The following is an 11,727-nucleotide window of genomic DNA, read 5'->3' as shown; positions in this document are numbered from 1 at the left end:
GTAGCTTTCCGCTGCGCTACAGGTCAGCATGACGATTTGTTTAGTACATCCCCATGAAAAAACCGTCATTGCGAAGCAGATCTTTTATCTGCTGAAGCAATCTCAATCGAAGAATCTAAAATCTTTCACACCATAAAGCCCTACTAGATAGATTGCTTCATCCAATGAAAAATTGGCTTCGCAATGACGATTTTGCTTAAGGAATCGTCTTCCTGAACTTGATTCAGGATCTTATCTAAATAGGTGCTGAACTAAATTACTGCGTAGCTTTTCGCTGCGCTACAGGTCAGCATGACGATTTGTTTGGTTCATCTCCAAGAAAAAACCGCCTTTGCGAAGCAGATCTTTCACAGCTACGATACAAATTGCTTTTAGAAAAGCATAAAAACTAAAGGCGAAACTGAAAAAGCAAGTCTTACCTGCAAAATAGATTGCTTCGTGCCTCGCAATGACGATTCATCTGGTTACAAAAAGAATCCTTAAATAATGTTATTACTTCAGAATTAAAATACTAAGCGTAGAACTGAATATAAGTTTTATAAATCAGCCAGAAAGCGAAGAAAATGATAATTACACCTGCAATTTTATTCAGCGTTTTAAGCGCATCCTCTTTAATTTTATAGCGCAATTTGCTGGAATAAAAGCTTTTTGTAGCGTCTATACTTAATTGAGTTGCCATGGCAATAAAAAAGCATACCAGCTTCTCATTCAGCATGTTGTTCAGCTTAACGGAAATAATGCCACTTACAATAATCCAAAACATTAAGGTAGATGGGGTAAGTATGCACATCAAAAATCCCTTTAACACATAACTCCTTTTACTTACTTTTTGAAGTGTGGAACTATCATAATGAACTTTAATTTTAGAAACCAGGTAGTAAATCCCAACGGCAAGCAAAAATACCCCGCCTATGGTTCCAACATATTTATCAAAATTTGCTTTATAGTCAAAGAACTGGCTGCCAAAAAGTACAAGTACAATTAATATTATATCACTAATTATAACTCCAATAGCTAAAGAAAACCCTGCCATAAAGCCTCTTTCTATACTGGTTTTTATCATTGCAAAGAATACCGGACCTGTTAAAAACGATGAAATAATCCCTGCTCCAATACCTAATAATATGGCTTCAAACATGTATTGTATTGTTTATAATATGCGAATATGCAATTTTATACCTAAACATGTAACATTTATTTTTGTTAGGAGCGACATGTAAAAATTGCGGGTTTTTAATTTTTTTTTATTTATGTTTATCCGCACTAAAACTAAAACAATTAAAATTCAGATGTCAAAAGAAACTACAAAAAATTATGGTACAGCGCTGTATACAATTATCACTGTATTCTTTTTTTGGGGCTTTGTTGCCGCGTCAAACGGTATATTTATTCCCTTTTGTAAAACTCATTTTAAATTAACGCAATTTGAATCTCAACTTATAGATTTTACTTTTTACGGTGGTTATTTTATTGGCTCACTCATTCTTTATTTAGCATCACAAGCCAGTAAAGTTGATATCCTCAATAAAATTGGATATAAAAAAGGTATTATCGCTGGTTTAATTATTTCTGCCGGAGGCGCATTATTGATGGTTCCCGCTGTTCATTCAGGCTCATTTCTGTTTATTTTATTTGCCTTTTTTGTAATCGCTCTTGGGTTTTCACTGCAACAAACCGCTGCAAATCCATTTGTTGTGGCATTGGGCGCACCAGAAAGTGGTGCCCACCGGTTAAATCTCGCGGGTGGTGTTAATAATTTTGGTGGTTTAATGGGGCCAGTTATTGTGAGTGTTGTCCTTTTTGGTACAGCAAATGATGCTGTAGCGAAGGCAGTAGAAATTTCATCTATCAATAACCTTTATTATATTCTCGCTGGATTATTTTTAGCAGTAGCCATATTCTTTGCCGTTTCAAAGCTACCTGATGTAACCAGTACAGAGAAGATTGAAGCCAGTAGCAAACCTACTGGTCCATTAGTTGTGATGATAATTGGTTTTCTTATGGTGGCCGCGGCAAGTCCTCTTGCTAACTTAACGGGTATTAGCGCTTCTATTTTTGTGTATTCTTCCTTTGTAATTATTTTAGGCGCTTTATTATTTGGCTATTTCACAAAGAAAGATAATGCTGCAAGCTGGGGTGCAATGCAATATCCACAATTGGTTTTGGGGATGCTTGCCATCTTTATGTATGTGGGTACCGAGGTAACTATTCAAAGTAACCTGGGCGCATTACTGAAACTTCCTGATTTTGGAGGCTTAAATGACGCTGGTATCAAACCTTATATCTCTTTATATTGGGGAAGTATGATGATTGGAAGGTGGGCTGGCGCAGTGAGTGCTTTTAACCTAACTAAAACAGTAAAAAATATTCTAACGGTGATAGTTCCCTTTGTGGCCTTCGGTATTATTTTAGGTGTTAACCACGCAACAGGTACTGATGTTGGCAACTTATATGTTTATGCGGTTTGCGTAGCGGTAATGGTTGCTGCAGTGTTTATTGGTCAGGAAAAGCCAGCCAAAACACTTGCCATTTTTGGTACTTTGGGTGCTATTGCGATGATTGTTGGATTATTCACTACAGGCCATGTTGCTATTTTTGCCTTTGTTAGTGGTGGTTTATGTTGCTCCATTATGTGGCCATCTATATTTTCATTGTCGATTACCGGCCTTGGTAAATATACTTCACAAGGTTCTTCATTTTTGATCATGATGATTTTAGGCGGATCCATTATTCCTCCAATTCAGGGAGAATTAGCCGATAGCGCTGGCATTCACCATTCTTACATTATTCCGGTTCTTGGATTCGCATACCTGATTTTCTTTGCTTGGAAAGTTAGTGGTGAGTTGAAGAAGCAAGGTATTGATGTAGAAAATATTACTGCGGAAGGTGGACATTAATATTTAATAAAGTAATTTTACAGCCACAGTGATCATCTCACTGTGGCTTTTTTAATGATTTTCAATGACTGATAAACTAAGTTTCGATACCATATTCATGAATCTGGCTACCGATCTATCAGCCCGTTCGCATTGTGTTCGTGCTCATGTAGGTGCGGTTTTAACTAAAGATACCCGAATTATCTCAATAGGTTATAATGGTCCGCCTGCCGGAACGCATAACTGCGATGAAGAATGGCCGGAACATGGATGTGCCAGAGATAGTAAGGGAAGTTGTTCTCTAGCTTTGCATGCAGAAGAAAACGCAATTCTTTATGCATCAAAAAATGGTTCTAAAATAGAAGGATGTACCTTGTATACCACCTTATCTCCGTGTATTGCCTGTGCAAGGCTCATCTTATCTTCGGGTATTAAGTTGGTTTATTATTCTAAATCCTATGCAGCCTATAAAGGTTTACCTAGTGATGAAGGTGTTGATTTTTTGAGAAAGTTCGGCGTTGAGGTGAAGTTGTTTAGTGTAGTGGAGTAGAGGGGAGTTGGAAAGTTGATTAGTCGGCGAGATGGAATACTGAAACTCTAAACAGTACTAAACGTTAAGTTGGTTAGAAGGTTAGATGGGTTAGGTAGGTTATACTAAACATCTAACAATACTAAACGTTAAATTGGTTAGAAGGTTAGATGGGTTAGGTAGGTTATACTAAACATCTAAACAATATTAAACGTTAAATTGGTTAGAAGGTTAGATGGGTTAGGTAGGTTATACTAAACATCTAAACAATATTAACCTTTAAATCGGTTAGTCTGAGATGTGGAATAAACTGCTGAACAATTCTAAACCATCCGATCACTTAAAAATCATTTGCTAATTATGTCTAAAATCTTAAATCTCGGCGCTTAAATCTCACATCTAATTGGTAGCTTTGCGGATGCAAGAAAAAATCATTATTGTCGATTTTGGTTCGCAGTTTACACAACTCATCGCCCGTAGAGTTCGCGAACTAAATATTTACTGTGAAATATATCCATTCAACAATCTTCCTGAGATTACCGATGATGTAAAAGGTGTTATCTTTTCGGGTAGCCCATACTCTGTTCGTCAGGATGATGCACCTCAAATAGACTTATCAAAATACCATACCAAATACCCTTTACTGGCGGTTTGTTATGGTGCTCAATATATTGCTCAACATTCCGGTGGCGATGTACAGCCTTCTTCCTCTCGTGAATATGGCCGTGCAAACCTAAGTTTTGTTAATCAGGAAAATAAATTGTTTAAAGGAATCAATATCGATTCTCAGGTTTGGATGAGCCATGGCGATACCATCACCAGTATTCCAGATCATTTCGAATTGATCGCCAGTACAGATAGTGTTAAAGTTGCAGCTTATCATATTAAAGATTCAAATACTTATGCCATTCAGTTTCACCCTGAGGTAACTCATAGTATTGATGGAAAGGTGCTGTTAGAAAACTTTCTTGTCGATATTTGTGGATGTAGTCAGGATTGGACTTCAACAGCCTTTGTTGATACCACCATTGCTGATATCAAGGCTACTGTAGGTAATGATAAAGTTGTTTTAGCACTTTCTGGCGGGGTAGATAGCAGTGTTGCTGCGGTTTTATTGCATAAGGCTATCGGAACAAACCTGCACTGTATATTTGTAGACAATGGTTTATTGCGTAAAAATGAATACGAAAGTGTTTTAGAACAATATAAAGATTTCGGCCTCAACATTAAAGGGGTAGATGCAAAGGATAAATTTTTGGGTCAATTGGCTGGAGTAGAAGATCCCGAGCAAAAACGTAAAATTATCGGTCGGGTGTTCATCGAAGTTTTCGACGAAGAATCGCATTTGATTCAAGATGTAAAATGGTTGGCACAAGGAACGATTTATCCTGATATTATAGAGTCTGTGTCGGTAAATGGTCCTTCAGCTACCATCAAATCGCACCATAATGTAGGTGGATTGCCTGATTTTATGAAACTTAAGGTAGTAGAGCCGCTTAAAACTTTGTTTAAAGATGAAGTAAGAAGAGTGGGTAAAGCTTTAGGTTTAGAAGCATTTATTTTAGGTCGTCACCCATTTCCCGGACCTGGTTTAGGTATCCGTATCATTGGAGAAGTTACGCCAGAGAAAGTAGCGATCTTACAGGATGCGGATAAGATTTATATTGATAACTTGAAAGAAGCTGGCCTTTATGATAAAGTTTGGCAAGCTGGGGCAATTTTTCTACCGGTTAGATCTGTAGGTGTGATGGGTGATGAGCGGACTTATGAAAATGTAATTGCCTTAAGAGCGGTAGAATCTCTTGATGGAATGACTGCAGACTGGTGTCATTTACCATATCCTGTGCTGGCTAAGATTTCGAATGAAATTATTAATAAAGTTAAAGGAATTAACAGAGTGGTTTATGACATTAGTTCAAAACCACCTGCAACGATCGAGTGGGAATAATATTAGTTCAGAGTATTGAGTCCTAAGTCAGGAGTCAATTTAAAGAATAATAGGATTATGCTGACAGATTAAACATTTGTCAGCATATTTTGTTAAAATACACATATGAATTTAAAAGGGAATTATTGGTTTTTTATCTTATTTGCCTTGCTTTTGGCGGCCTGCTCTCCAAAAATAAGAACACCGAAAAAAGACATTACTAAACAAAAAGAGAAGGAAAAGCCTGAAGAGAAAAAGCCAGCTAAAAAGTTTTCACAGGCAAATGTTTCTCTATTAGTTCCATTTAAATTAGATGAACTGAATTTAAAAACTGCCACGAAGGCTGATATTGAGAAGTTTGCAATGCCTATTGATTTTTATCAGGGCTTTAAACTTGGGTTAGATTCTGCGGCGGCATCAGGATTAAACTTTAAACTAAATGTTTTCGATACGCAGGACGATAATGCCCACATTTCTCTTCTTTACAAAAACGAACGTTTTAAGCAGAGTAACCTAATTATTGGGCCTGTTTTTCCTGCCGGATTAAAATATATATCCAATTACTCAAAGGAAAATAACGCTACAATTGTATCACCACTTGCTGCAACCAACCCGGCAGAATTTAACAATCCCAATCTGGTATCCATTGTAAACAATATAGCGTTACATGGTCAACGGATTGCAACTTATATTTCAAAAAACTTTAATCCAGCCACTACGATTGTAGTGATCATCAATCCTAAGAAAACAGATGATGAAGCTTTTGCTGCTCCGGTTAGGGAATATTTAAAAGCTAGTGGTAAATTTTTAGTTCAGGAATATGCATCAGCGTATACATTTGAAACTAAAATGCAAAAAGGTAAACATTATGCCGTGGTCATTACTTCTGCCGATCGAGCATTCGTTTTGCCTACAATTGATAAACTCTATAAGCTTAAAAATCTAGCTTCAGGAGGCTATGTGATTAACCTATTTGGTCACCCAAATTGGGTAAAACAAAATTACCCTACTGAAAAAATTCAGGCTTTAAATACCATCATCAGTTCATCTTATAAAATAGATTATAAAAACACTGCAGTAGTCAGTTTTATTAAAAAATACCGCTACAGATATGGCTTCGAGCCTGGCGAGTATGCCTTTAAAGGTTTTGATGTAGGTTACTATTTCGGGAAACTATTAAGCAATCACGGTGAAGACTACCAGGAATACCTGACAAAAGATAAATACAAAGGGCTTCATAACACATTTTCTTTCATTTATGATGAAAAATTAGGTTACATTAACACGAGTTTAATGCTTTTGAAATATAAAAACTTTGCATTAGAAATTGTAGACTAGTTGACCATTCGTTTATGAAAGCCATTCACCAGCTTAGAGCCTTTGAGCAAATTCTAAATAGTTATGATGGAACATTGCCATTGCATCGTTTCTTACCCACCTATTTTAAGCAAAATAAACAAATGGGTTCATCCGATAGGAGATGGGCAACCCGACACCTTTATAGTTTTTTTAGATTAGGTAACGCTTTAAGAATCCTGAATAACGAGGAACGTTTATGTATTGCAGATTTTCTATGTCAGGAAACGCTCAGTCCGGTTGTTGCGCAAAAATTTCCGGATTGGAGTGATCACATTTTGCTTCCTGTACCAGAAAAGATAAATTTTATAAAAACACTATATCCGGATTTTAACCTGGAGGATGTTTATCCACTCCACCTGCATTTGTCTGAAGATGTTAATAAAACTGAGTTCCTCACTTCATTTTTTAATCAGCCAGATCTTTTTATTCGTGTTCGTGCCACAGATCAGCAGGAAATAATAGACCGGTTGCAAAAGGCAGAAATACCCGCAAAAGTAATTAATGAAACAGCATTATCTTTGCCAAATGGAACGAAACTCGAAACCGTTTTAGCAGAAGGAAGTTATCAGGTTCAGGACCTTTCTTCGCAACATACTGGCCATTACTTCAAGCCAAATAAATGGGATAAATGGTGGGATTGTTGTGCTGCATCTGGTGGGAAAACTTTGCTTTTACATAGTCTTGAGCCTGTATTAGAGTTATTGGTTACTGATTTGCGTGAAAGCATTCTCCAAAATCTGGATGAAAGATTTCGTCTTGCGGGAATTAAAAAATATCATAAAAAGGAACTGGATCTGTTGAAAAACAATGATCAGATTCTTCATCATTACCAATTCGATGGGGTTATTTTAGATGCGCCTTGTACAGGTTCTGGAACCTGGGGCAGGACACCTGAAATGTTGACATTTTTTGAAGAAAGAAAAATTAATCAGTTTTCCACGATCCAGAAAGGGATTGTGCAAAATATTGTAAAGTATTTAAAACCAGGAAAACCACTCATTTATATCACCTGCTCTGCATTTATGGAAGAGAATGAAAATGTGGTTAAGCATATGGTGGATCACTTACCGCTGGAACTGGAAAAAATGGAACTGATTAAGGGATATGAGCATCGAGCCGATACTATGTTTGTGGCCAGGTTAATTAAGAAGTAATCTCAGAGAGAAGATTGCTTCCCCGAAAGGTCGGGGCAGGCTGTCGTTTCTCCTTGCAATGACGGATGGTGTTGTTCCTTTTTCAGGTAGCTAGATGTTCCCTAACCATGAATTAAAATTTCGTTTACAGTATTTCACTGCCTCAATTAAGATGGCAACTGCGCCAATAATTAACGTGTATTCTTCAAAGCTGTTCATATTCGGTTAGCTTATATTATAGATAAATATAATCAATTATTGTTACAGATTTGTTAGGATAAAAAAGCTGATTGAACAGATCGCTATAAGCTTACTCAATTTATAAAGGATTCAATGATGAATTGTGCTTTTAGGCAAATTCATTCTTATAAGCCAGTATTATTTCGAAATAATTTAATTGCAATGGCTAATAAAATCACACCAAATGCCTTACGCAGGATATTCAAGCCTGTTTTGCCAAATAATCGCTCCAATCGCTCGGTATTTTTTAGTACGAAATAAACGAAGAGCATATTCAGGATTATTCCAACCAGGATATTTTGTGTTTGATATTCAGTTTTAAGTGAAAGGAGTGTTGTCATGGTACCAGCACCTGCAATTAAAGGAAATGCCAGTGGCACAATTGAAACCGTTTCAGGTGCTTCTTCTTTAAAAATAGTAAGCCCAAGAACCATTTCCATAGCTATACAAAAAATCACGATAGAACCTGCTATAGCGAAAGATTCAACATCCAGACCAATAACTTTAAGCAGTGATTCACCCAAAAAAAGAAATAAAATCATTAACCCGGTGGCTACAATTGAAGCCTTTTCAGACTCAATATGACCAGCTTTCTTTCTCAACTGAATAACAACCGGAATGGAACCTAAAATATCAATGATGGCAAAGATAACCATCGTTGTCGTGAGGATCTGATTTAAATCGAATTTCATAAAATCAAGGTTCATCTGGGCGCAAGTTTGATCAAAGGTAGTGCAATTTGTGCTAAAACTTCATTTACGGCAATTTTTCTTAGAAATAGAATTGAGTTCTGAAGGTAAATACGTTATCTTTTCTATCATCTGTATAACCAGATATTTCTGTTGATTCATTTTTAATGATGTCATAATAAATGACTGCTTTAAAATGCGGATTAAAATGATGTAAAAAACCAAAGCCGAAAGTATCAAAACGAACATCAGCGGCTGATAGCCCTCTGGCGGCTGAAATATCCATACCCTTTACTTTTGAATTGGGATCGTACCAATCATACTTAAAAATGATTTGGTTATCTGTACTGTTTAACGTTTGAACAAAGGTGAAATAGGCACCATTAAAAGTTCGAGTGTAGTAGGGCAGTGGTTCAGAATTATCATCTATCGGATATGAACCCGGAGTGGTTGATGTGGTTGATGTTCCGGTTTGAAGTCCGGATATGACCTCTGCCCGCAATTCTGATTTCCAGCTTTCAGTTGTAGTAGCCAGTTGAATATCTGCACCATAATATCTGCGGGGCGCAACAGCGTTTATGGTACTGGCAGAAGAATCTTTTACCATTTGCCACAAATTATTAGTGCGTTCCATTTTATAGCTCACCGGCAAGCGATGGTTGAGTCCTCCTTGCAAAGTGCTTATTCCACCTGCAACTGAAAACCCTAAATTTTTAAAGGTATAGTTTTTATGACTTAAGCGAGCGATAACGTCCTTGCTGTTATCAAATTCTGCCGGTCCGGCTAATCCCTGACCATTATATACCCCTAGATCTAACACCAAATTTTTAAGCCTGGCATTTTTCCATCGTGGATTAAAGGTAAATGTTGCGCCTAAATCCCGTTCAGTCTTCATTAAAATTTGCGACATCCGTCCGCGTTCTGGTGCTTCTCTACTTGCTGAAGAGAGTTGTAATTCATTTCCAAAAGGGCGACCGGATAATCCTAATGTTACATTAATTAATTTCCATTTATTTTCATAATAGCGCCCCCAGAAATCTCTTACGTTTACACCTTGTTCAGTTCCGTCAAACTGTAGCACGAAATATGTGGAAGGATTATTATTATCATCCAATAACATATAATCAGCACGTAATCGTCCACGTCTTAATCTAAAACGGTTGTTGGTATATTCTCCAAAATTCCCGCCCTGATATTCAGCCATTGTGCCATTTGATTGCGCAACCTGAAACTGTGGCTGCAGGTAACCACTAAATGATAGCGACCCATACTTTTTTGAAATGATTAATAAATGGTTTACCACAGTGGAATCCATTATATCGTTAATGGTACGTTGGGCATAAGTCTGAAAGGAAAGTAACAGCAAAAACGCAAGTATTGCATAATGCTTTTTTTGAAATGGCACCATTTTAATGTATCTGATTTTTTTGCAAAGTTAGTTTATTAACAATTATTTAACACAAAAAAATCCCCGACTTTTAATCGGGGATTTGAATTCATATTTTGTTTTTAATTTATAAGCCAGGTTTTGGAGGATCAACAGGTTGAACCACTTTTCCTTTGTTTCTTAAAACGGAATTTTTCTTACCGTAAAAGAAATAAATGGCTGTACCTAAAGCCATCCAGATGGCTAACCTGATCCAGGCCTCAATCGGTAATGACGACATTAAATAAACACAAACAATTACACCCATAATCGGCACGAATGGAACCAATGGTGTTCTGAAAGGTCTAGGTCTGTCAGGATCAGTTTTACGTAATAATAAAACACCGATACAAACCAACGAAAATGCAAATAATGTACCTATTGATACCATGTGACCTAAGTCTGTTACCGGAACGAATCCAGCAAAGATGCTCACGAACACCATGAAAAATAAGTTCGTTTTAAAAGGGGTTCTGAATTTTGAGTGGATGTTGCTGAAAAACTTAGGTAACAATCCATCTTTAGACATGGTATAAAACACCCGGGATTGGCCCATTAACATCACCAATATTACAGAGGTATAACCTGCTAGAATGGCAATGATTAAGCCCATTTGTAACCAGCCATATCCAGTAACTTTAAATGCTGTTGCTGCTGGAGAAGCATCACCTTTAAATACGCTATAAGGTACTAAGCCCGTCATCACGTGTGCAAATAAAACGTAAAGTATTGTACATACCACTAGTGAACCTAAAATACCAATTGGCATTCCTTTCTGTGGATTTTTAGCTTCCTGAGCTGCGGTGGAAACCGCATCAAAACCAATAAAAGCGAAGAATACCAATGCTGCACCTGCTGCAATTCCAGAGATACCAAATTCTCCTTTAACACCAGTGTTTTCTGGAATATAAGGTGTATGGTTAGCTGGGTTGATGAATTTCCATCCAAGCGCAATGAAAACAATTACCACGGTTACTTTTACAATTACCAAAATATTATTAAGGCTTGCCGATTCTTTAGTGCCTCGTATTAACATTAACGAGAGTAAAGAAACGATTACGACTGCTGGAAAGTTTATTCCTCCGCCATCAACTTCTGCAAATGACTTGGTTAAATAGAGCGGCATTTCAAGGCCAAATTCATGAAGTAACTTATTGAAGTATCCAGACCATGAAACACCTACCGTTGCGGCACCTAAAGCATATTCTAATACTAAATCCCATCCAATTACCCAAGCCATAAACTCACCCATAGTAGCATATGAATAAGTGTATGCACTACCAGCTACCGGAATCATTGATGCAAATTCTGCATAACATAAACCTGCAAATGCACAACCTACGGCTGCTAGTACAAATGATAAGGTTACAGCTGGGCCAGCATGATCGGCTGCTGCGATACCAGTTAAAGAAAATAAACCTGCCCCAATAATTGCTCCAATACCCAGAGCGACAAGACTCGTACTGCTTAGCGTACGTTTGAGTGTGCCCTCGCCACTTTCAGCAGACTCTGCTATAAGCACATCAATAGGCTTTTTTAGATTCATAA

General features: G+C 37.2%; 9 protein-coding genes. 5 read left to right on the top strand and 4 right to left on the bottom strand.

From position 1 onward, the window contains the following. Window positions 1–511: 511 nt before the first annotated feature. Window positions 512–1,138, bottom strand: a complete 627-nt coding sequence (locus tag EV200_RS04150) for a LysE family translocator (RefSeq protein WP_132529562.1) — start codon at window positions 1,136–1,138, stop codon at window positions 512–514. A 151-nt stretch (window positions 1,139–1,289) separates the two neighbouring features. Between EV200_RS04150 and EV200_RS04145 the strand changes: the two genes are divergently transcribed. From EV200_RS04145 to EV200_RS04125, 5 genes are all read left to right on the top strand, one after another. Further along, a complete protein-coding gene (locus tag EV200_RS04145) occupies window positions 1,290–2,897 on the top strand; it encodes an MFS transporter (RefSeq protein ID WP_132529561.1) in 1,608 nt (535 codons plus the stop codon). Between the two features lie 64 nt (window positions 2,898–2,961). Continuing rightward, window positions 2,962–3,426, top strand: a complete 465-nt coding sequence (locus EV200_RS04140; RefSeq protein WP_132529560.1) for a deoxycytidylate deaminase — start codon at window positions 2,962–2,964, stop codon at window positions 3,424–3,426. 397 nt (window positions 3,427–3,823) lie between these two features. Then, on the top strand, window positions 3,824–5,353 hold the full coding sequence (gene guaA / locus EV200_RS04135) for a glutamine-hydrolyzing GMP synthase (RefSeq protein ID WP_132529559.1): 1,530 nt from the start codon (window positions 3,824–3,826) through the stop codon (window positions 5,351–5,353). 105 nt (window positions 5,354–5,458) lie between these two features. Then, window positions 5,459–6,670, top strand: a complete 1,212-nt coding sequence (locus tag EV200_RS04130) for an ABC transporter substrate-binding protein (RefSeq protein WP_132529558.1) — start codon at window positions 5,459–5,461, stop codon at window positions 6,668–6,670. 14 nt (window positions 6,671–6,684) lie between these two features. Next, window positions 6,685–7,845 (top strand): RsmB/NOP family class I SAM-dependent RNA methyltransferase, encoded by a 1,161-nt coding sequence (locus EV200_RS04125; protein WP_132529557.1) that lies wholly within the window; start codon window positions 6,685–6,687, stop codon window positions 7,843–7,845. A 344-nt stretch (window positions 7,846–8,189) separates the two neighbouring features. Here the strand turns inward: EV200_RS04125 and EV200_RS04120 are convergent, their stop codons facing one another. The 3 genes from EV200_RS04120 to EV200_RS04110 form a co-directional block, all read right to left on the bottom strand. Continuing rightward, complete coding sequence (locus EV200_RS04120; RefSeq protein ID WP_029287908.1) at window positions 8,190–8,756, bottom strand: MarC family protein; 567 nt, start codon at window positions 8,754–8,756, stop codon at window positions 8,190–8,192. Between the two features lie 79 nt (window positions 8,757–8,835). Then, on the bottom strand, window positions 8,836–10,068 hold the full coding sequence (locus EV200_RS04115; protein WP_229676761.1) for a porin: 1,233 nt from the start codon (window positions 10,066–10,068) through the stop codon (window positions 8,836–8,838). Window positions 10,069–10,267: 199 nt separating this feature from the next. Continuing rightward, a complete protein-coding gene (locus tag EV200_RS04110) occupies window positions 10,268–11,725 on the bottom strand; it encodes an amino acid permease (protein ID WP_132529555.1) in 1,458 nt (485 codons plus the stop codon). Between the last annotated feature and the right edge of the window lie 2 nt (window positions 11,726–11,727).

It is taken from the genome of Pedobacter psychrotolerans (assembly GCF_004340665.1).
GTDB classification, from domain to species: Bacteria; Bacteroidota; Bacteroidia; order Sphingobacteriales; family Sphingobacteriaceae; genus Pedobacter; species Pedobacter psychrotolerans.
This window is presented reverse-complemented; position numbering and strand designations above follow the sequence as displayed.

Coding starts and splice junctions, on each gene's coding strand:
- EV200_RS04150 (WP_132529562.1), bottom strand. CDS start 1,138: ATGTTTGAAGCCATATTATTAGGTATTGGAGCAGGGATTATTTCATCG.
- EV200_RS04145 (WP_132529561.1), top strand. CDS start 1,290: ATGTCAAAAGAAACTACAAAAAATTATGGTACAGCGCTGTATACAATT.
- EV200_RS04140 (WP_132529560.1), top strand. CDS start 2,962: ATGACTGATAAACTAAGTTTCGATACCATATTCATGAATCTGGCTACC.
- guaA (WP_132529559.1), top strand. CDS start 3,824: ATGCAAGAAAAAATCATTATTGTCGATTTTGGTTCGCAGTTTACACAA.
- EV200_RS04130 (WP_132529558.1), top strand. CDS start 5,459: ATGAATTTAAAAGGGAATTATTGGTTTTTTATCTTATTTGCCTTGCTT.
- EV200_RS04125 (WP_132529557.1), top strand. CDS start 6,685: ATGAAAGCCATTCACCAGCTTAGAGCCTTTGAGCAAATTCTAAATAGT.
- EV200_RS04120 (WP_029287908.1), bottom strand. CDS start 8,756: ATGAAATTCGATTTAAATCAGATCCTCACGACAACGATGGTTATCTTT.
- EV200_RS04115 (WP_229676761.1), bottom strand. CDS start 10,068: ATGGATTCCACTGTGGTAAACCATTTATTAATCATTTCAAAAAAGTAT.
- EV200_RS04110 (WP_132529555.1), bottom strand. CDS start 11,725: ATGAATCTAAAAAAGCCTATTGATGTGCTTATAGCAGAGTCTGCTGAA.